This window comes from Streptomyces sp. sk2.1 (assembly GCF_008120935.1).
Taxonomy (GTDB): domain Bacteria; phylum Actinomycetota; class Actinomycetes; order Streptomycetales; family Streptomycetaceae; genus Streptomyces.
Map to the genome: position 1 here is coordinate 242,045 of NZ_RDBO01000055.1, position 20,140 is coordinate 262,184.

A 20,140-nucleotide genomic window follows, 5' to 3' on the forward strand; every position below is an offset into this window, starting at 1 on the left:
CTCCGGCGCGCGGCTGCGGTGCGTCTTGCGGCGGGCAGTCGTTTTGCCCGATGTAAAGATTGATGTGCGGATGCACAGGTCCTGCTTACAGTGGCCTGACGGGCCTTGGGAAAAGCTGACTCAGGACACGTACACAGCGGATCTCTTGCCGAACATGATGTGGAACCGAGGAGTAAAGAGCTGTGAGCACAGAGAACGAGGACAACGAGGGCACCGCGGCAGGGTCCGTCCAGCCGTCCGTTCCGTCCGCACCTCCCGTGCCGGCCGACGCTCCTCGGGAGACGCCGGGGAGCACGCCCGGGTCCGCCCCGGCGGGAGCGGCGCCTGCCGCCGCCCCGGCCCCGGCGTACCCGCAGTCGCCCGCCCCGGTGGAAGGGACGACCGCCACCACTCCCATGGCCCCCGTTCCGGCGACGCCTCCTCCTCACGCGCCCCACACGCCCCCCGGACCCCAGTCGGCGGCCGAGGCGAACTGGCCGCCGCCCGCCGTCCCCGCGTACGCGCAGCACGGCGCCGGTGGGGGCGGTCCGGTCTGGGGCGCCCCGCCCCCGCCCTCCTCCCCCGAGCAGCCGCGCAGGCGCGGCGCGGGCGGCCTGGTCGCGGCGGTGGCGGTCGCGGCCCTGGTCGCGGGCGGCCTCGGCGGCGCCCTGGGCTTCTGGGCGGCCGACCGCAACGGCTCGGGCTCGACCACGGTCTCCGCGTCGTCCAGCCCGCAGGACCTCAAGCGCGACCCCGGTACGGTCGCGGGCGTGGCGGCCAAGGCGCTGCCCAGCGTGGTCACCATCGACGCGCAGGGCGGTGACGGCGAGGGCGGCACGGGCACCGGCTTCGTGTACGACAAGGAGGGCCACATCCTCACGAACAACCACGTGGTGGCCTCCGCGGCGGACAGCGGGCAGCTCACGGCGACCTTCTCCAACGGCAAGAAGTACGACGCGGAAGTGGTCGGCCGGGCCCAGGGCTACGACGTCGCCGTCCTGAAGCTGAAGAACCCGCCCGCGGGCCTCGCCCCGCTGTCGCTCGGCGACTCGGAGCAGGTCGCGGTCGGCGACTCCACGATCGCGATCGGCGCGCCGTTCGGCCTGTCCAACACGGTCACCACCGGCATCATCAGCGCGAAGAACCGCCCGGTCGCCTCCGGCGACGGTTCCAGCGGCAGCAACTCGTACATGAGCGCACTGCAGACCGACGCCTCGATCAACCCGGGCAACTCCGGCGGCCCGCTGCTCGACTCCCGCGGTGCGGTGATCGGCATCAACTCGGCCATCCAGTCGACCGGCAGCAGCATCGGCCAGGCCCAGTCGGGCTCCATCGGCCTCGGCTTCGCGATTCCGATCAACCAGGCCACGAACGTCGCCCAGCAGCTGATCAAGACCGGTCAGCCGGTCTACCCGGTGATCGGCGCCACGGTCACCATGAACGAGAAGACGGGCGGCGCGGTCATCTCCGACCGGGGCGCGGGCGGTACGGAAGCCGTCTCGCAGGGCGGCCCCGCGGACCGGGCGGGCCTCCGGGCCGGCGACGTCATCACGAAGTTCAACGACACGGTGGTCGACAGCGGCCCGACCCTGATCGGCGAGATCTGGACCCACCAGCCCGGCGACCGGGTGACCCTGACCTACACGCGCGACGGCAAGTCGTCGACGGCCGAGGTCGTCCTGGGCGAGCGCAAGGGCGACAACTGACCGCCCGGCCGTCCTCGCGCCGGCCCCGGTCCACGGCCGGGAAGGCGGGGCTGACCGCCCGGGCGGTCTGAGGGAACGGTCCCGGGAACCGGCGTGGCGCGAGAGCGTCACCGCGGGCCACGGACGTGCCGACGGTCGACAAGGGGTGCTCCTCATCGAGGGGCACCCCTTCCGCATGAGCCCACCCTGCCCCTTCCCGGCCGGTCCGCCCCGCCCTGCCTCGGTCCGTACGCGAACGGTCGGGCGGCGGCAAGTCCCCATGCGGGGTTGAGTACTTGTACTCAATCCCGGGTCAACCAGGGCTGACAGCCTGTGATGCGACGGCGCGGACGAGCGTCGCGGAAACAGCTGACACGCATTCACGGGGAGACCTGTCATGTCCCGACGCATCGTTCTGTCCTCGGCCGCCGCCGTCATCGCCCTCGGCGGTGTCGGAGCCTTCGCCCTCGCCCACGCGGAGGAACGGCCGCCGACCGTGGAGAACGGCGCCGCCCACTACACGGCCCCCGAGGGGAACCGGGACGGCTCGTTCGCCTTCACCGCCGATGTCACGGCGCCCTCCGGCCTCAAGGACCTGAAGGTACTGGCCTGGCCGGCGGCCGACCCCGCCTTCACGAAGAACGGGCTGACCGCGAAGGACATGGCCGAGGTGGAATCGGCCACCTGCCGGACCGCCGACGACGGCATCGCCCGCTGCACCTACAGGGTCACCGTGACCGCCGCCGACGCCGCCGCTTCCGGGAAGGGCACCTGGTACGTCGCCACCCTCGCCACCGCGGACGACGGCGGGACCGTGTTCGACGAGAAGACGTCGACCTTCACGACCGGCTGATGCGCGGACCCGGGGACGGAACGCGTCGAGCGGGCGGGCAGGGGCTCCTCGCGGTACGAGCCCCCGATCAGGTCCCCCGGAAGCGCAGTTGAGCAGGCGCACTCATGCCGGGGCGCCATGGTGCGCCGAGAACGGTGACACACCCCGGAGACCCGGACCAGACACGAGGAGCCAGAGTTGTCCGCCTTTCCCACGTACGCCGAACCGCCGGTCGGCACCCCGCCGGTCTCCGGCCGCGCCGACGGTACCGGGCGCCGACTGCCCGCCGCCCTCGCGGTCCTCGTCGCGACGGCGCTCGTGGTGTCGGCGTTCGGCGCCGAGGACCCGGCCACCTGGGTGCTGGAAACGGTGTGGGTGATGCTGGGGCTGCCGCTGCTGATCCTGCTGCGCCGGCGGTTCCCGTTGAGCGGACTGCTGTGCGGCCTGCTGGCCGTGCACGCCATGGTCCTCATCGTGGGCGGGCACTACACCTACGCGGAGGTGCCGGCCGGTGACTGGGTGCGCGACTGGCTCGGCCTGGACCGCAACCCCTACGACCGCTTCGGCCACCTCATGCAGGGCTTCGTCCCGGCGATCCTGGTGCGGGAACTCCTCGTCCGGACCTCGCCCCTGCGCGGCAGCCGCTGGCTCGCCCCGCTGACGGTCTGCGCCTGCCTCGCCTTCAGTGCCGTCTTCGAAATGCTGGAGTGGCTGGCGGCCGTGACCGCAGGACAGGCGGCCGACGCGTTCCTGGCCACCCAGGGCGACGTCTGGGACACCCAGTGGGACATGTTCTGCGCACTGATCGGCGCCACCTGCTCGTTGCTGCTCCTCAGCCGCCCGCACGACCGCGCCCTCGCCCGCCTGACGGTCCTCGCGAAGGACTGACGACGGGTCCCATGGAGGACCGATGACGGTTCTCGCGGAGGACCGGCCCGGGTGCGAACAGGGGTGATGGACCTCGTACCGACCACGGCCCCCGGGCGAGGTCCGGGGCCGGTAGGCTGTAGCCGCTCCGCAGCAGGCGGGCGGGGCATGGTGGGTTGCCCGAGCGGCCTAAGGGAACGGTCTTGAAAACCGTCGTGGCGCGAGTCACCGTGGGTTCAAATCCCACACCCACCGCAGCGGATTCAGCCCCCGACCGGCATCGCCGGTCGGGGGCCGTTTCGTGTCACGGGTGGTCTTCGTCGAGCCCGGGCCGTCCGGTGCCGGTGGTGAGGCGGGCCGCCGATTCGACGGTGGCGCGGGCCTCGTGTTCGGTGAGGCCGGTGTGGACGGCGGCCCGGACGAGGGTGTCCGCCAGGGCGTCGCCGAAGCCGTGCTCGTAGGCGCGGCAGGCGGCCCAGAACAGCCGGGTGTTGCGCTGGCCCTCGTGGGCCGCGAGGACGAAGCGGACCAGCCCCCGGCCCCGGTCGGGCCGGGCCGTCGCCGGACGGTGGGGGCGTGCGGGTGGTACGAGTAGGCGCAGGAGTGCGCGGGGGCAGGGGGCCGGCGGGAGGTCGGCGGTGCCCGGGGCGAGGCGGTAGCCGCCGCGGGCGGTGACCGAGCCGGGGCCCACCAGGTAGCCGCCGGTGCCGCGGACGTCGATGCCGGGGGCGAGCTGGCTCGCCGAGTTCGGCACCGGAAGGTCCGGCGGGCCGGTCAGCCAGATGTGCCGTCCGCCGCTGGGGGTGAGCACCGTGATGGTCGGCGGGATCGTGAACAGGTGGTGCAGGGACAGCCGTCGGAGCGACGCGGCCGAGTCGCCGCCGGTGGCGTCGATGTCCAGGTCGATGCCGATGAGGTGGTGCGGGGCCCGGCCGCAGGCGATGCCGTAGCCGGTGGCCCAGGGGGCGGCCGCGAAGAGGGCGCGTACGGCGGCGGGGTCCGTGGTGGCGTCGTGGACGCCGTGGCCGGGGAGGCCGCACGCGCCCCGGCAGGTGGAACGGCGGCCGTCGTTCCGGTGCGGGGAGGGGAGCGCGGGGAGTTTGCGGGCGGTCAGCGGGAAGACGGGGAGCCCGCGCTCGGCGGCGGAGAGCGCGTGGGCGAGGGCCAGGGCGGCGGTCTGCCGGGCAGTGATGGCCATGACTCTATTTTCGTACGAATGTTCGATGAAGGGAAGAGGGCGCGGGTCCGGTCGAGTGGCGGGTGCCGGAACGCTTCTCCTGCGGCGCGGCACGGGGGATTCCGCGTTCCGGAAGCGGCCGAACGGGGGGCGTGAGGGGTATGGGCTGGTGCTCTGGGGGCGCGTAAAGGTTTATCGGAAGGTCCTCATGCTTGCGGGGGAATCGGGCCGTACGGGTGATTCGCCGAGGGGGCGGTGGGCAGTCCTGGTCCCGCGACGTCGCGACCCGAGCCGGGGTGGCAGGCCAACTGCCCCGGTACAAGCCGTACTTCCGTTTCCTGGAGGAATTCGCATGGCAAGCATCCGTACCGCTCGTGTTCTCGCGGCCGTTGCCGCTCTGCCCCTTGCCGCCGTGCTCCTCGGCGGGGTGGCCCGGGCCGACAGCGGCTCGTTCGCGAACGACGGATCGAACGCGGGCGTCGCGACGGTCGTCGGCGGCGGTGTCGCCGACGACAACCTGGGCAACTCGTCCACGTCGCAGCAGCAGGCCGTCGGCGAGGGGGCGTCGAACCGGAGCGCGTCCGCGCAGGTGAACGGCTCGGCGTTCACCGCGATCGACCAGCACGACGAGAGTGTCACGGTGAACTTCACCAAACTCTGGTGAGTCCCCGGCCGGGCGGGGCCCGGTCGGGGGGCGGGCCATGACCGGTCGGGCGGCGGCCCGCGCGAGGTGCTCCGGCACCCGCGCGGGCCGCCGTGCGTCGTGTGCCGTGCGTCGTGCCGACGGCGGGGGTGGCTTCGTCGTGCTGCCGACGGGGCGGCTCCGGGGCGGTTCCGGGCGTGCCGTGCGTCGCGTGGCCGGCGGGACGGGTTCGGGATGTCGGTGACCTTGACAGTCGCCCCGTATCTGACGGACAGTCAGAAACCAGTCGGGGAAGCCCCGATCCGTACGCCCGTGTCCGGAAGGCGGCCGCCGTGCATCTCGTCCAGACGGAACGCCAGCGACAGCTGCGCGCCGAACTCCGCGCGTACTTCAGCGAGGTGATGCCCCACCCGGACGCCGGGGCGGCCCCGGGCGCCCAGGACCCCGCCGAGCAGCGGCGGCTGCTGCGCAGGATCGGTGCCGACGGGATGCTCGGGCTCGGCTGGCCCGTCGAGTACGGCGGCCAGGGGCGCGGCGCCGACGAGCAGTTCATCTTCTTCGACGAGGCGTACCGGGCGGGCGCACCCGTCTCGATGGTCACCCTGAACACGGTGGGCCCGACGCTGATGGCGTACGGGACCGAGGAGCAGAAGGCGTACTTCCTGCCCCGGATCCTCAGCGGCGACCTCGTCTTCGCCATCGGCTACAGCGAGCCCGAGGCCGGTACGGATCTCGCCGCACTGCGCACCAGGGCGGTGCGGGAAGCGCCCCCGCCGGCGTCCCGCGGGAACGGGAGCGGCGAGCACTGGGTGATCGACGGGCAGAAGATCTTCACCAGCAACGCCCAGAACGCGGACTGGATCTGGCTCGCCTGCCGCACCGACCCCGACGCGCCCAAGCACCGGGGCATCTCGATCGTTCTCGTCCCGACCGACGCGCCCGGGTTCTCCTGGACGCCGATCGGGACCGTGGGCGGGCTGACCACGACGGCCACGTACTACGACGGGGTGCGGGTGCCCGTCACCAACCTGGTCGGTGCGGAGAACGGGGGCTGGGGGCTGATCACCAACCAGCTGAACCACGAACGGGTGGCGCTCGCCGCGATCGGGATGCAGGCCGAGGACTTCTACGGGGCGGCGCTCGCCTTCGCCCGCACCCCCGACCCGGTCACGGGCCGGCGCCCGGCCGACGAGCCGTGGGTGCGCGCCCGGCTGGCGGAGGCGTACGCCCGGCTGGCGGCGACCCGCCTGCTCAACTGGCGCCTGGTGGGCGAGGTCGGGGCGGGTTCACCGGCGCCGGGAGAGGCGAGCGGGGTGAAGTTCGCGGGGACCGAGAGCGCCGTCGAGGTGTACCGGATGTGCCAGGAGATCACGGGAGAGGCGGGAGTGCTGCGGGCCGGTTCGCCCGGCTGCTTCGGGGACGGGGAGCTGGAGCGGATGAACCGGGCCGCGCAGATCAACACCTTCGGGGGCGGGGTGAGCGAGGTGCAGCGCGAGATCGTCGCGACGATGCGGCTCGGCATGAAGAGGGGTGCGAGGTGACGGGCCCGCGGGAGGAGGAGCGGCCGTCCCGGGAGCGGTCCCCGGAGGGGGACCGGGAGGAGTCCCGGGAGGCGGGCCGGGAGCACGACGGGCTGTACGGGCGGCTCAAGGAGTTCGAGGGCCGGCCGGCGGCGACCGCGGGGGTCGGCAAGGACCCGGTCAACGAGCCGATGATCAGGCACTGGTGCGAGGCGGTGGGCGACGGCAACCCGGCGTACACGGGGCCGGACGCGATCGCCCCGCCGACGATGCTCCAGGCGTGGACGATGGGCGGGCTGTCGGGCCACACCGACCGCTCGGCGGCGTACGAGGAGCTCTTCGGGCTGCTCGACGGCGCCGGGTACACCTCGGTCGTCGCGACCGACTGCGAGCAGGAATACCTGCGTCCGCTGCGGCCCGGGGACCGGATCACCTTCGACGCGGTGATCGAGTCGGTCTCGCCGCGGAAGACGACCGGGCTGGGGGCGGGGTACTTCGTCACGACGCGCATGGACGTCCGGGCGGACGGCGAACCCGCCGGGACGCACCGCTTCCGCATCCTCAAGTACGCGCCGGCGGCGAAGCACCGGCCGGAACGGGAGGATCCGCCGCAGGAGAAGCGTCTGCGCCCCCGGCCGGTGGTCAACCGCGACAACGCCGGCTTCTGGCGGGGCGTCGCCGAGCACCGGCTGCTGATCCAGCGGTGCGGGGACTGCCGCACCCTGCGCTTCCCCTGGCTGCCCGGCTGCAACGCGTGCGGCTGCCAGGAGTGGGACACGGTCGAGGCGAGCGGCGAGGGCACCGTCTTCAGCCACGTCGTGATGCACCACCCGCGGTTCCCCGCCTTCGCGGCCGAGGAGGGCGGCGGACCCTACGCGGTGGCGCTGATCGAACTGGCCGAGGGCGTGCGGATGGTCAGCAACGTCGTCGGCGTGCCGTACGACAAGGTGCGCACGGGCATGCCGGTCCGGCTGGAATTCCTGCGCACGGACCCGGACTTGGAGATTCCGGTCTTCCGGGGAGACGAGGGCTGAGATGGATTTCGCACCCACCGACGAACAGGCCGCCGCACAGGGGCTGGCGGCGCGGATCTTCGCGGACCTGTCGACGCCCGAGCGCCTGGCCGAGGCCGGTACGGGCACGGACGCCGAGCTGTGGAAGAGCCTCTGCGCGGCCGGACTGGTCGCGGCCGTCGAGGAGATCGGCCTGCTCGGCCTGGTGCTCCTGCTGGAGGAACAGGGCCGGACGACGGCGCAGGTGCCGTTCGCGGCGAGCTGTGCGTACGGGGTGCTCGCCGTCGCCCGGCACGGCACCGACGAGCAGCGGGAACGGCTGCTGCCCATGCTCCGGGACGGCGGCGCGGTCGCCACCGGGGCGTTCCCGGAACGGGGCGGGGTGCGGGCGGACGCCGAGGGCCGGCTGAGCGGCTGCGTGCCGTACGTGCCGTGGCTGCGGGACGCCGGCCTCGTGCTCGTCCCCGACACGGAGCGGCGGCTGTGGATCGTACGGACCGGTGATCCCTGGGTGACGACGGAGCCGGTGGAGACCACGGCGCCGTGGTCGGCGGCCCGGCTCGTGCTGGACGGGGCGCCCGGGGAGCGGATCGGCGGGGACGGGGCGTACGGGGAGGTGCTGGCGGCGGGCCGGACGGCGTTCGCCGGGCTCCAGGCGGGGGTCTGCGCCGGCTCGTTGGCCCGCGCCGTCGCCCACGCGAACACCCGGGTGCAGTTCGGGCGCCCGCTCTCCACCAAGCAGGGGGTCCTGCTGCGCGCCGCCGACGCCCACATGGACACCGAGGCGATACGGGTCACCGTGTACGAGGCGGCCTGGCGCCACGACGCGGGCCTGCCGTACGGGCGCCAGGCGCTGACCGCCGCCTGGTGGGCCTCGGAGGCGGGCAAGCGGGTGGTGCACGCCGGACAGCATCTGCACGGCGGCACCGGCGCGGACCTCGACCACCCGGTGCACCGCCACTTCCTCTGGGGCCGGCAGCTCGACGCCCACCTGGGCTGCGGCAGCGAGGTGCTCCAGGAACTCGGCGAATCGCTGGCGAAGGAGGACGCGGAATGAGGACCGGTGAGGAGCTGGCGCCGCTGGAGATCGCGGTGACCCGCACCCTGATCGTGGCGGGCGCCATCGCCTCCCGCGACTACCAGGACGTCCACCACGACGCGGAGACCGCGCGGCGGAAGGGGTCGCCGGACATCTTCATGAACATCCTGACGACCAACGGCCTGGTGGGCCGGTACGTCACCGACCGCCTCGGCCCCGCGACCGTGCTCCGCAAGGTCGCCATCAGGCTGGGCGCGCCCAATTACCCCGGCGACACCATGGTCCTGAGCGGCAGGGTCACCGCCGTGGGGGAGGACGGGACGGCCGAGGTGGCGGTCGTCGGCACGAACGGAATCGGCCGGCACGTCACCGGCACCGTGACCGTCGCCCTCCCGGCGGCTCCGGCGGAGCGGGACGAGCGGGACGAGCGGGACGAGCGGGAGGGGGCGGCATGAGCATCCGCGGGGCCGACTCGCTCGGCGGCCGGGCGGCGGTCGTGGGCATCGGGGCGACCGAGTTCTCCAAGGACTCCGGCCGCAGCGAACTCAAGCTGGCCGTCGAGGCGGTGCGGGCCGCCCTGGACGACGCCGGGCTGACCCCGGCCGACGTGGACGGCCTGGTCACCTTCACCATGGACACCAGTCCCGAGATCACCGTCGCCCAGGCGGCCGGGATCGGCGAGCTGTCGTTCTTCTCCCGCGTCCACTACGGGGGCGGGGCGGCCTGCGCCACCGTGCAGCAGGCGGCGATGGCCGTGGCGTGCGGGGTGGCCGACGTCGTGGTCTGCTACCGCGCGTTCAACGAGCGCTCCGGCCGCAGGTTCGGCTCCGGGGTGCAGCGGCGGGAGCCCACCGCGGAGGGCACGGCGCTCGGCTGGAACCTCCCCTTCGGGCTGCTCACGCCCGCCTCCTGGGTCGCCATGGCCGCCGCGCGCTACCTGCACGCGTACGGGCTGACGCCGGAGGCGTTCGGCCACGTCGCGGTCACCGACCGGCGCCACGCGGCCCGCAACCCGGCCGCGTACTTCCACGGGAAGCCGATCACCCTGGCCGATCACGCGGCGTCCCGGTGGATCGTCGAACCGCTGCGGCTGCTCGACTGCTGCCAGGAGACCGACGGCGGCCAGGCGATCGTCGTCACGAGCACCGAGCGGGCCCGGGACCTGCGCCGGCCGCCCGCCGTGATCGTCGCCGCCGCCCAGGGGGCCGGGCGGATGCAGGAGCAGATGACCAGCTTCCACCGCGACGACCTGACCGGCCTGCCGGAGATGGGGGTGGTGGCCCGGCAGCTGTGGCGCGGCTCGGGGCTCTCCCCCTCGGACATCGACGTGGGCATCCTCTACGACCACTTCACCCCGTTCGTCCTGATGCAGCTGGAGGAGTTCGGCTTCTGCGCGCCGGGCGAGGCCGCGGACTTCGTCGCGGCGGACGCGCTGCCCCTGAACACGCACGGGGGGCAGCTGGGGGAGGCGTACCTGCACGGGATGAACGGCATCGCGGAGGCGGTCCGGCAGATCCGGGGCTCGTCGGTGAACCAGGTGGCCGGGGCGGCCAGGACCCTGGTCACGGCCGGTACCGGCGTGCCCACCTCGGGGCTGATCCTCGGCACGGACGACTGACCGCACACGGCCCGGGAGCCGTGCCCGCACCCGCGAGGAGCGCCCCGCCGGGCCCGCCCGGTGCGGGCCCGGGTCTCGGGGGCGCCCCTGAGCTCCCCACGACGGCGGGTCCACCTTCAGGAGGTGGGGCCTGCACCACCCCTACACCCTGAGGGGGACGCGGTTTCGGGACCTGGGGCCGATCCCCCCGGCGGCACCCGCTCCTAGCGTGGAGCCATGACCACGCCAGTCTGCACGGGCGGCTCCGGGGGAGCCGCCGCCACCGGTCGTGCGCCGCACACGTCGTACCCGGTGCACACGCCGCACAGCACGGGGCACGGCTCGTACGGCCAGCCGGGCTCCCACGGCCCGCACGCGTCGCAGAGCGGCGCACACGCCTCGCACGGCGCGTGCTCCCCGTACGCCTCACGGCCCCAGTACGTCCCGTACCCGTCGTTCTCCTCCTACGTACGGGCGAGAGGGCCCGTGCTGCTGCGCACCGCGCGTTCGCTCACCGCCAACCCGAGCGACGCCGAGGACCTGCTGCAGACCGCGCTGGCCAAGACGTACATCGCCTGGGAGCGGATCGAGGACCACCGGGCGCTCGACGGCTATGTGCGCCGGGCGCTGCTGAACACCCGGACCTCGCAGTGGCGCAAGCGCAAGGTCGACGAGTTCGCCTGCGACGAGCTGCCCGAGCAGGAGGCCGCCCCGGCCCCCGACCCGGCCGAGCAGCAGACGCTGCACGACGCGATGTGGCGGGCGGTGCTGAAGCTCCCGGACCGGCAGCGGGCGATGGTCGTCCTGCGCTACTACGAGGACCTGAGCGAGGCCCAGACGGCCGAGGTGCTCGGGGTGTCCGTCGGCACCGTGAAGAGCGCCGTCTCGCGGGCGCTCGGCAAGCTCCGGCAGGACCCGGAGCTGGCTCCGGTCAGATGACCGGCCCCGGTCCGGTCACACCGGGCTGTCCCCCGGTGACCAGGGGCGACGCCGATGCGCCCGGCCGGGCCGATTTTGCCGAACGACACCGATTCGTGCCCCCGGGACTAGTGACATACCGAGCGGTATGCGCGCAGAATCAGCGAAACCCTACTGCCGCGTAGCGCCCAACGGGAGGACGCCGTGCTGAGCACCATGCAGGACGTACCGCTGACTGTCACCCGCATTCTCACCCACGGGATGACCATCCACGGGAAGTCGCAGGTGACGACCTGGACCGGCGAACCCGAGCCGCAGCGGCGCAGCTTCGCCGAGATCGGCCGGCGCGCCACGCAGCTCGCGAACGCGCTGCGCGACGAGCTCGGGGTCCGGGACGACCAGCGGGTCAGCACCCTCATGTGGAACAACGCCGAGCACGTCGAGGCGTACCTCGCGATCCCCTCGATGGGGGCGGTGCTCCACACCCTCAACCTCAGGCTCCCCGCCGAGCAGCTGATCTGGGTCGTCAACCACGCCGACGACAAGGTCGTCATCGTCAACGGCTCCCTGCTGCCGCTGCTCGCGCCGGTGCTCCCCCACCTGAAGTCGGTCGAGCACGTGGTCGTGACGGGGCCCGGCGACCGTTCCCTCCTGGACGGCGCGGCGCCCCGGGTGCACGACTACGAGGAACTGATCGCCGGCCGCCCGACCACCTACGACTGGCCCGAGCTGGACGAACGCAGCGCCGCCGCCATGTGCTACACCTCCGGCACCACCGGCGACCCCAAGGGCGTCGTCTACTCCCACCGCTCCATCTACCTGCACTCCATGCAGGTCAACATGGCCGAGTCGATGGGGCTGACGGACCAGGACACCACGCTGGTGGTCGTCCCCCAGTTCCATGTGAACGCCTGGGGCCTGCCGCACGCGACGTTCATGTCCGGCGTCAACATGCTCATGCCGGACCGTTTCCTCCAGCCCGCTCCGCTCGCCGAGATGATAGAGCGCGAACGGCCGACCCACGCCGCCGCGGTGCCCACCATCTGGCAGGGCCTGCTCGCCGAGGTCACGGCCAACCCGCGCGACCTGTCCTCCATGGCCCGCGTCACCATCGGCGGCGCCGCGTGCCCGCCCTCCCTCATGAAGGCGTACGACAGGCTCGGCGTCCGGGTCTGCCACGCCTGGGGCATGACGGAGACCTCGCCGCTCGGCACCATGGCCCACCCGCCCGCCGGTCTGACCGAGGAGCAGGAGTGGCCCTACCGCGTCACCCAGGGCCGTTTCCCGGCCGGGGTCGAGGCGCGGCTGGTCGGGCCCGGCGGCGAACACCTGCCGTGGGACAACGAGTCGGCCGGTGAGCTGGAGGTGCGCGGCCCGTGGATCGCCGGCGCCTACTACGGGGGCGCGGACGGCGAGGACCTGCGGCCCGAGGACAAGTTCAGCGCGGACGGCTGGCTGAAGACCGGCGACGTCGGGGTGATCAGCGAGGACGGCTTCCTCACCCTCACCGACCGGGCCAAGGACGTCATCAAGTCAGGCGGCGAGTGGATTTCGAGCGTCGCGCTGGAGAACGCCCTGATGGCGCACCCGGAGGTGGCCGAGGCCGCGGTCGTCGCCGTCCCGGACGAGAAGTGGGGCGAGCGCCCGCTCGCGACCGTGGTCCTCAAGGAGGGAGCCGGTGCCGACTACGAGGCGCTGAAGGACTTCCTCGCCGAGTCCGGCATCGCCAAGTGGCAGCTGCCGGAGCGCTGGACGGTCATAGCGGCGGTGCCGAAGACCAGCGTCGGCAAGTTCGACAAGAAGGTGATCCGCAAGCAGTACGCGGAGGGCGAGCTGGACGTCACCCAGCTCTGACCGACTGACCGACTGACCGACTGACCGACGGCCGGGCCCGGCCGGATCCGGGCCGGGGTCCGGCGGAACGACGCGAGGGCGGTACGGGAGACCCCGTACCGCCCTCGCCGCGTTCCGGTGGATCAGTTCGTGCCGATCTTCGCGAGCAGATCGACGATGCGCGACTGGACCTCTTCGCTCGTGGAGCGCTCGGCCAGGAAGAGCACGCTCTCGCCCGAACCGAGCTTCGGCAGGTCCGCCCCGGACATGTCGGCGGAGGTGTAGACGACCAGCGGGGTGCGGTTCAACTGGCCGTTGGCGCGCAGCCAGTCGATGATGCCGGCCCGGCGGCGGCGCACCTGCATCAGGTCCATCACCACCAGGTTGGGCCGCATCCGGCCGGCGAGCGACGCCGCCTCGCTGTCGGTGGCGGCCCGCGCCACCTGCATGCCGCGCCGCTCCAGCGCCTCCGTCAGCGCCTCCGCGATCTCCTCGTGCTCCTCGATCAGCAGCACCCGCGACGGGTGCTGCTCGCTGTCGCGCGGGGCGAGCGCCTTGAGGAGCACGGCGGGGTCGGCACCGTACGCGGCCTCCCGCGACGCCTGCCCCAGACCGGCCGTCACCAGCACCGGGACCTCGGCCGCCACCGCCGCCTGGCGCAGCGACTGGAGGGCCTTGCGGGTGATGGGACCGGTGAGCGGGTCGACGAAGAGCGCGGCGGGGAACGCCGCGATCTGGGCGTCGACCTCCTCGCGGGAGTGCACGATCACCGGCCGGTAGCCGCGGTCGCTCAGTGCCTGCTGGGTGGAGACGTCGGGCGCGGGCCACACGAGCAGCCGGCGCGGGTTGTCCAGCGGCTCCGGGGGCAGCTCGTCGTCGACCGGCTGCGGGGACGGCCGGTTGGCCACCTCGACCGCGCCGCCCGGACCGTCCAGTGGCTCCGGCCCCTCGGCGCCCTCGTCGGGCGCGCCTATGGCGAACGAGCGCCCTTCGGCCTCCGGCGCGGGCAGCCGCTGCCCCGGCACCTGGCCGTGCGGACCGTCCGGCGCTCCGGCGGCCGACGACGGCACGACCGGCGACGGCTGGGCCGACGGGGACGGGGACGCGGCCTGCTCGTCCTCCGGCGGGGCGGCGAGCTTGCGGCGCCGCCCGGCACCGCCGAGCGTCTGGTTCTGCTGGTGCGCGATGTGCTGGGCGAACGGCACGCCCTGCCCGAGCGTCCGCACGCTGAACGCGCGCCCCTGCGTCGAGTCGGACGAGCCGCCGGGCATCGGGGCCTCCGCGGGCAGCGGCTGCCTGCGCGCGTCCTGCACGGGCGTCGCACCCCGCGCGGGGCCCTCCGCACCGTCCGCGGGAGCGGGGACGGCCGCGGTGCCGGTGGTGTGCGTGGTGTGCCCGGGGGCGTCGGCCGCGGCGTCCTCGGCGGGGCCGCCGGGGACCTCGGACCGCTCGCCGGGCGCGACCGGCACGGCCGGTCCCTGGCCCGAGGAGTCGTCCTCGCCCCAGCCACCGGGCCCCTGGGGCCCCTGCTGTGCGTCCTGCTGCCCGTCCTGCCCCGGCTGTTCGGGCTGCTGGGGGGCTTCGGGACGACGGGCCCGGCGCCGACCGGTCGGCATGGGGTGCGGGTGGGGCGGGGTGTGGTCCTCGCCCGGTGCGAGGGTCACGGCGTCATGGCGTCCGGGCAGCGAGGCGTCCGGATCGGCAGCCTCGGACGGGGACCGGTCGGCCTCCGCGGGCGGGAGCGCGAACGCCGTACGGGCCCCCGAGGGCCCGTCCTGGGCGGACCGCTCCTGGGTGGCGGCCAGCGCCCGCCGGGCCCTGCGCCCGGTCGGCTGCTGGGGCGCCTGCGCACCCGGCACCGGGGCCGGAGCCGGGGTAGCGGCGTCCGGGGAGACGGGGGCCGGAGCCGTGTCCGCGCCCGGGGCCTGCGCCGGTACGGGGGCGGCGGCGGGCAGGGCCGGCCGGTTCCCCGCGCCGTGCCGCGCCCGGTGACTGCCCGTCGGCACCGGAGTCTGCTCCCCGGCCGGAACGCCCTGCGGCGGCACGGTCCGGCCGAGCTGCGGACGGTCGCCGTCCCGCGCGCCGGTGTCCGCCGTCACCGCGGCCGGGGCCGCGGGCAGCGCCAGCGCCTGTCCCGGGCCCTGCGGATCGCCGGGCTGTCCGGCACCGGGCTCCCGCCCCTGTTCGGGCGACTGGAGCAGCTGGGCGGGAAGCGGGATCCGGGCATCGCTCTCGGCCGGGCTGGGCCGTCCCCGCCTGCGCCCCGACCCCTGGGTCCGCTGGGCCGCGGCAAGCTCCTGCGGGTCGTAGGCGTTGCCGCCCTGCGAGTCGTCCGCCCCGGGCCCGCGACGGGCCCGGCGCCGCCCGGTCGGCTCGGCCGCGGCCGTGTCGCCGCCCTGACCGGAACCGCCCACCGGGCTCTCCAGGAACGCGTCCGTCGACGCCCGGCGCGCCCGCCGCCGGCCACCGCCGGTCTGCTGCTCCGCGCCCTCCGGGCTCCCGTCGCCGGACGGCGCACCGGGCTGCGGCCCGGCTTCCGCCTCCGGCCCGGGTGCGGGCGGCACCACCGTGCCCGAGCCCGCGCCCAACGGCAGCTCCAGCACGTACGCGCTGCCGCTCGTCCCGGGGACCTCGTGGGTCTGGAGCACGCCGCCGTGCGCCCGCACGATCCCGCGCACGATCGGCTCGTGCACCGGGTCTCCCCCGGCGAACGGGCCGCGCACCTCGATCCGTACGACCTCGCCGCGCTGCGCCGCCGCCACGACGATCGTCGAGTCGACGTAGCCGCCGCCCGGCACCACGCGGGCCTTGCCGGTCGAGTCGACCCCGGCGACGTCCGCGACCAGGTGGGCGAGCGCGGTCACCAGCCGGGCCGCGTCCACCTCGGCCTCGATCGGCGGCGCGTGCACCGCGAACTGGGCGCGCCCGGGACCGATCAGCTCGACGGACGCGTCGATGCCCGCCGTCACGACCGAGTCGAGCAGCACGTTCGACTTGACCAGCTTCTCGGCACCGGCGTCCAGGCGCTGGTAGCCGAGCACGTTGTCGACGAGCGTGGTCATCCGGGCGTAGCCCGCCGCCAGGTGGTGCAGGATCTGGTTGGCCTCGGGCCACAGCTGGCCGGCCGGGTCGGCGGCGAGCGTGGCGAGTTCGCCGCGCAGCTCCTCCAGCGGGCCGCGCAGCGACTCGCCGAGCACGGCGGTGAGCTGGGTGTGCCGGGCGGTCAGCGCCTCCAGCTGCTCGGTCCGGGCCTCCAGCTCGGCCGCGTACCGCTCGGAGCGGTCGGCCAGTTCGGTGCTGTGCCGTTCGTCGAGCGCGGCGACCTCGGCGGTGTGGTTCCCGGTCAGCTCGGCGACCTCGGTCCGGTGCCGCTCGGTGAGTTCCTCGTACGGCCTGCGGTCGGTGAACGTCATGACGGCGCCGACCAGCTGGTCCCCGTCGCGGACCGGCGCGGTGGTCAGGTCGACCGGCACCCGGGCCCCGCTCTTGGACCACAGGACCTGCCCGCGCACCCGGTGCTTGCGCCCGGACCTGAGGGTGTCGGCCAGCGGCGACTCCTCGTACGGGAACGCCTCGCCCTCCGCCCGCGAGTGCAGGATCAGCGGGTGCAGCTCCTGGCCGCCCAGGTCGCTGGCGCGGTAACCGAGTATCTGCGCGGCGGCGGGGTTGACCAGGACGACCCGGCCGTCCGTGTCCGTGCCGACGACGCCCTCGGCCGCGGCGCGCAGGATCATCTCGGTCTGCCGCTGCGAACGGGCCAGCTCCGCCTCGGTGTCGACGGTGCCCGACAGGTCCCGCACGACGAGCATCAGCAGCTCGTCGCCCGAGTAGCCGCCGCCGTACCCGTTCTGGAAGTCGTTGTACGCGGCCTGCCCGTCCTCCAGACCGGCGCTGGTGACCTCGACGGGGTACTCGGTCCCGTCGGTCCGGCGCGCGGTCATCCGGGTCGGCTTCGTACGACCGCGTTCGTCGGCCGTCTCGGGCAGGCGCATCGAACCCGGGATCAGCTTGGAGTCGAACTCCGGCAGCAGGTCGAGGAGCCCGCGCCCGACGAGCGCGGTGCCCGGCGTCTCGAACATTTCGAGCGCGATGGTGTTGGCGTTGACGACGGTGCCGTTGCAGTTGACGAGCAGCAGCCCGTCGGGAAGGGCATCGAGTATGGCTGCGAGGCGAGCAGTGCCTCGGGACGGCCTGCTGCTCACGACGACGCTTCCTCCCTGATTACCGCACCTTGCCGACAGCGGGCCCCATCTTGCCCCTCGGGCCGCGGGCTGTCACTGGACGAGTCTAAAGGCAGCCGGGGGTCGGGGGGCGGCGGATGAGGGGGAGCTCTCACCAAGGACCTGTGCATGTGGTGTACGACTCCCGCCCGTCGTGTGCTGTCCGATGGCCCCCGGCACGGCGCGCGCCGTGCCCGTCCGGGGCGACGAACCCCTGGTCACCGGGGTCGTCCCCCGACCCGTACCCGGAACGGGCCCGTCCACTCGCCCGCCCCGCCGCCCCCTCGAATCCGTTCGGACGGATCCGGATCCATCGGATCGTTTCGTCGAACGGATTCGACGGCCGCCTCACCGGACGTTGGGGAGCACCGGCCGCAGATCGTTCCAGCGGGAGATCTCGCATCCGTCGGTCCGGGTGAAGACCGTGTCGATGGTCCGCCCGTCCCAGGTGCCGGTGACGCGGGCGGTGGCGGGTCCCCCGTACTGCATGGTGCACGGCGCGTCCGCGGGCACCGGGGCGAACGGGTTCTCCCCCTCGTCCGCCAGCTCCTCCAGCCGCCCGCAGGCCCGCGCCGCCACCGGGTGGGTCCCGCCCGCCGGGTCGCACCGCAGCTCGAAGGTGCCCTCGGCCGCGGGGTCCCCCGAGTCCGAGACCGTGATCGTCAGCCGGGTGGGGCCGCCGTCCTCCTCCGGTCCGGGCAGGGGCAGCGGAATCGGCAGCGGGAGCGGACCGCTGTCCGCGGTCGCGGCCGGTGCCGCCGCGGACAGCACGGCGAGGGACACGACGGCGGTGAGGGCGAGACGACGCAGCATGCGGGCTCCTGTGCTCGTGCACTTCGAAGGGAGTGCCGGTGGAACGACGTGAACGACCGGAGGACGACGCCTCCGCACTCACTAACGCTCCGCACGCCGCGGCGTTGCGCAACCGCAGGCACTTTGCCCTCGCGCCCGAATCCCTAGTACCGTAGGCGGCGATTGGTGACACGGCGCTCAGCTGTGTCATCATCTGCACACACCGCTCGCGCTCGCGCGGGAAGTGTATGGAGGCGTCGCCTAGTCCGGTCTATGGCGCCGCACTGCTAATGCGGTTTGGGTCTTAAAGCCCATCGAGGGTTCAAATCCCTCCGCCTCCGCTCTCTGCTCGGGGAGTTCGGCCCACTTCGGCCGGACTCCCCGAGTCGTTTCCGAAACTTTTCCGAAGCCGGTCCACCGCCCTTGCGCCGACCGGTGGCTGCTTCCGGGTTACTTCCGGTCGGCGCAGGGGTCGCAGCAGCTCGGGGCCGGCTCGACGCAGATGACGACCGTGTCGGTGTTGTTGCCGGGGGCGGGGTCCTTCTCGTCGGCGGTGGCGGTGGCGGAGTTGTCGACCGGACCGGGCCGGGTGGCCTTGGCGCGCAGTACGAGGGTGGCCCCGGCGCCGACGTCCAGGGCGCCCACGGCCCACCGGCCGGTGTCCGGGTCGTAGCTTCCGGGCCCGTCGGCGGACAGGAGGGCGAGGCCGTCCGGGAGCCGGTCGGTGACGGTGACCCCGGTGGCCCGGTTCGGTCCGGTGTTGCGCACGGTGACGCGGTAGGTCACCGTCTGGCCGACGGTGACGGTGGTCGCGTCGGCCGCCTTGACCACGGCCAGGTCCGCGGCCGGATTGACCTGTGTGACCTGTTCGTCGGAGGCGGACGTCAGCGACTCCGGGGTGTCGCCGAGCCGGTTCTCGTAGGTGGCGGTGGCGGTGTTCCTGATCTGCCGGCCGCCGGAGGCGCGGTCGATGGTGACCCGGTACTCGGCGGTGGTTCCCCCGGGCAGGGTCTCGGTGTTGGGCAGGCTGCCGCCCTCCCCGGCGGTGGCGGTGGCGCCGAGTCCGAAGACGACCCTGTCGGCCGAGGCGTCGTAGTGCGCCTGGTCGCCGTCCCGGGCGTCGGTCTTCACCCCGGCGTTCGGGCCGTCGACGATGCGCAGGGAACCGGGCAGATACGTCGTGCCCGGCGGGATGGCGTCGGTCAGGACGAGGTCCTCGGCCGCGCCGCCGCCCTCGTTCCTGGCGTTGACGCGGTAGGTGATGACGTCGCCCACCTCCAGCGGCCCCGTGGGCGCGGCGGTCTTGGTGAGCACCACGTGGGGGGCGGCGCCGAAGAAGATCCCGTCCAGGAAGTTGCCGATGCCCTGGTTGCCGCCGGCGGCGGAGACGGAGCGGAAGGCGAAGCGCGTCACCGTCTGACCGGCCGGGACGGTGTAGGTGCCGGTGTAGTGGCCCCAGGAGGTGTTGCCGTCGGTGAAGCGCCGCTGCTGCACCGCGGCGCCCGGCGCGCCGATGTCCAGCGCCATGGTGTCCTCCCCCTGGCGGCCGCGGTGGTACAGCCGCCAGTACAGCTTCGTCCCGGGGGTGGTGGGCAGGTCCTGGTAGAGCGTGGAGACCTGATTGGCGTTGAGCTCGGCGAACTGCGCGCCGTCGGCCGACGGCACCCCGTTGAAGCCCGAGTGCCACAGCTCGATCAGGTGGTCGGAGGCGGTGGTGCGCCAGCCCGGAACGTGCTTGGGCGCCTGCGGCTGCGAGGCGTCCGGCAGGAATTCCATACTGGCGACGGCGGGCTGTTCGAAGCTGCCGTTGGCCAGGCTGACCCGGAGCGGGGCAGGAGGTGTGGACATGGTTCTTCCCCTCAAGTCGACGCTGCTGGAATGCACCGCCGTCCGGCCGCACGTCCGTGCGCCGGGGCGGAGCCGACACACCTGGTAGCGCAATGCATTCGGAACGTTCCGTAAAGTGACGGCCGGAGTGGTCAGGCCAATCCCGTGCGACGGGTTTGCGCCCCCGCTCCCGTCCCC

General features: G+C 73.8%; 15 protein-coding genes and 2 tRNA genes. 13 read left to right on the forward strand and 4 right to left on the reverse strand.

The window, feature by feature from the left end:
* Positions 1-182: 182 nt before the first annotated feature.
* The 4 genes from EAO76_RS18340 to EAO76_RS18355 all read left to right on the forward strand — a co-directional run bounded on the left by EAO76_RS18340 (position 183) and on the right by EAO76_RS18355 (position 3,618).
* Positions 183-1,685 carry a S1C family serine protease gene (locus EAO76_RS18340; RefSeq protein ID WP_148837021.1) on the forward strand — a complete coding sequence of 501 codons (1,503 nt, stop codon included), beginning with the start codon at positions 183-185 and terminating at the stop codon, positions 1,683-1,685.
* Between the two features lie 376 nt (positions 1,686-2,061).
* Positions 2,062-2,517, forward strand: coding sequence for a DUF5707 domain-containing protein (locus EAO76_RS18345; protein WP_148837022.1), 456 nt, complete (start codon positions 2,062-2,064; stop codon positions 2,515-2,517).
* Positions 2,518-2,775: 258 nt separating this feature from the next.
* A complete protein-coding gene (locus EAO76_RS18350; protein ID WP_187438707.1) occupies positions 2,776-3,384 on the forward strand; it encodes a DUF2238 domain-containing protein in 609 nt (202 codons plus the stop codon).
* 149 nt (positions 3,385-3,533) lie between these two features.
* A tRNA-Ser gene (locus tag EAO76_RS18355) sits at positions 3,534-3,618 on the forward strand.
* Positions 3,619-3,667: 49 nt separating this feature from the next.
* Here the strand turns inward: EAO76_RS18355 and EAO76_RS18360 are convergent.
* On the reverse strand, positions 3,668-4,561 hold the full coding sequence (locus EAO76_RS18360) for a bifunctional DNA primase/polymerase (protein WP_148837024.1): 894 nt from the start codon (positions 4,559-4,561) through the stop codon (positions 3,668-3,670).
* 331 nt (positions 4,562-4,892) lie between these two features.
* Here EAO76_RS18360 and EAO76_RS18365 point away from each other — a divergent pair, with 331 nt between their 5' ends.
* The 8 genes from EAO76_RS18365 to EAO76_RS18400 all read left to right on the forward strand — a co-directional run bounded on the left by EAO76_RS18365 (position 4,893) and on the right by EAO76_RS18400 (position 13,124).
* Positions 4,893-5,204 (forward strand): hypothetical protein, encoded by a 312-nt coding sequence (locus EAO76_RS18365; protein WP_148837025.1) that lies wholly within the window; start codon positions 4,893-4,895, stop codon positions 5,202-5,204.
* A 311-nt stretch (positions 5,205-5,515) separates the two neighbouring features.
* Positions 5,516-6,724, forward strand: a complete 1,209-nt coding sequence (locus tag EAO76_RS18370; protein ID WP_148837026.1) for an acyl-CoA dehydrogenase family protein — start codon at positions 5,516-5,518, stop codon at positions 6,722-6,724.
* The gene (locus tag EAO76_RS18375; protein ID WP_376448710.1) at positions 6,721-7,737 is read left to right on the forward strand and encodes a bifunctional MaoC family dehydratase N-terminal/OB-fold nucleic acid binding domain-containing protein; all 1,017 of its coding nucleotides are present in this window, start codon (positions 6,721-6,723) and stop codon (positions 7,735-7,737) included. The genes EAO76_RS18370 and EAO76_RS18375 overlap by 4 nt, the downstream gene beginning before the upstream one ends.
* A 1-nt stretch (position 7,738) precedes the next feature.
* Positions 7,739-8,773 carry an acyl-CoA dehydrogenase family protein gene (locus EAO76_RS18380; RefSeq protein ID WP_148837027.1) on the forward strand — a complete coding sequence of 345 codons (1,035 nt, stop codon included), beginning with the start codon at positions 7,739-7,741 and terminating at the stop codon, positions 8,771-8,773.
* The gene (locus EAO76_RS18385; protein ID WP_148837028.1) at positions 8,770-9,210 is read left to right on the forward strand and encodes a MaoC family dehydratase; all 441 of its coding nucleotides are present in this window, start codon (positions 8,770-8,772) and stop codon (positions 9,208-9,210) included. Before EAO76_RS18380 ends, EAO76_RS18385 begins: the two co-directional genes overlap by 4 nt.
* Positions 9,207-10,373: a lipid-transfer protein gene (locus tag EAO76_RS18390; protein WP_148837029.1), complete on the forward strand. Its 1,167-nt coding sequence runs from the start codon at positions 9,207-9,209 to the stop codon at positions 10,371-10,373. The genes EAO76_RS18385 and EAO76_RS18390 overlap by 4 nt, the downstream gene beginning before the upstream one ends.
* A gap of 216 nt (positions 10,374-10,589) precedes the next feature.
* Positions 10,590-11,291 (forward strand): SigE family RNA polymerase sigma factor, encoded by a 702-nt coding sequence (locus EAO76_RS18395; RefSeq protein ID WP_148837393.1) that lies wholly within the window; start codon positions 10,590-10,592, stop codon positions 11,289-11,291.
* A 183-nt stretch (positions 11,292-11,474) separates the two neighbouring features.
* Positions 11,475-13,124, forward strand: coding sequence for a long-chain fatty acid--CoA ligase (locus tag EAO76_RS18400; protein ID WP_148837030.1), 1,650 nt, complete (start codon positions 11,475-11,477; stop codon positions 13,122-13,124).
* A 122-nt stretch (positions 13,125-13,246) separates the two neighbouring features.
* Here EAO76_RS18400 and EAO76_RS18405 read toward each other — a convergent pair whose 3' ends face one another.
* Together EAO76_RS18405 and EAO76_RS18410 are read right to left on the reverse strand one after the other, a co-directional pair.
* Positions 13,247-17,305, reverse strand: coding sequence for a PAS domain-containing protein (locus EAO76_RS18405; protein WP_148837031.1), 4,059 nt, complete (start codon positions 17,303-17,305; stop codon positions 13,247-13,249).
* Positions 17,306-17,671: 366 nt separating this feature from the next.
* Positions 17,672-18,136, reverse strand: coding sequence for an SSI family serine proteinase inhibitor (locus tag EAO76_RS18410; RefSeq protein ID WP_148837032.1), 465 nt, complete (start codon positions 18,134-18,136; stop codon positions 17,672-17,674).
* Between the two features lie 229 nt (positions 18,137-18,365).
* Here EAO76_RS18410 and EAO76_RS18415 point away from each other — a divergent pair.
* Positions 18,366-18,456 (forward strand) — tRNA-Ser (locus EAO76_RS18415).
* 109 nt (positions 18,457-18,565) lie between these two features.
* Here EAO76_RS18415 and EAO76_RS18420 read toward each other — a convergent pair.
* Positions 18,566-19,963 (reverse strand): DUF11 domain-containing protein, encoded by a 1,398-nt coding sequence (locus tag EAO76_RS18420; RefSeq protein ID WP_148837033.1) that lies wholly within the window; start codon positions 19,961-19,963, stop codon positions 18,566-18,568.
* Between the last annotated feature and the right edge of the window lie 177 nt (positions 19,964-20,140).

Excerpts from the sequence above, each read along its gene's own strand:
- EAO76_RS18380 (WP_148837027.1), top strand. The coding sequence starts at position 7,739 with ATGGATTTCGCACCCACCGACGAACAGGCCGCCGCACAGGGGCTGGCG.
- EAO76_RS18345 (WP_148837022.1), top strand. The coding sequence starts at position 2,062 with ATGTCCCGACGCATCGTTCTGTCCTCGGCCGCCGCCGTCATCGCCCTC.
- EAO76_RS18395 (WP_148837393.1), top strand. The coding sequence starts at position 10,590 with ATGACCACGCCAGTCTGCACGGGCGGCTCCGGGGGAGCCGCCGCCACC.
- EAO76_RS18360 (WP_148837024.1), bottom strand. The coding sequence starts at position 4,561 with ATGGCCATCACTGCCCGGCAGACCGCCGCCCTGGCCCTCGCCCACGCG.
- EAO76_RS18420 (WP_148837033.1), bottom strand. The coding sequence starts at position 19,963 with ATGTCCACACCTCCTGCCCCGCTCCGGGTCAGCCTGGCCAACGGCAGC.
- EAO76_RS18410 (WP_148837032.1), bottom strand. The coding sequence starts at position 18,136 with ATGCTGCGTCGTCTCGCCCTCACCGCCGTCGTGTCCCTCGCCGTGCTG.
- EAO76_RS18385 (WP_148837028.1), top strand. The coding sequence starts at position 8,770 with ATGAGGACCGGTGAGGAGCTGGCGCCGCTGGAGATCGCGGTGACCCGC.
- EAO76_RS18390 (WP_148837029.1), top strand. The coding sequence starts at position 9,207 with ATGAGCATCCGCGGGGCCGACTCGCTCGGCGGCCGGGCGGCGGTCGTG.
- EAO76_RS18365 (WP_148837025.1), top strand. The coding sequence starts at position 4,893 with ATGGCAAGCATCCGTACCGCTCGTGTTCTCGCGGCCGTTGCCGCTCTG.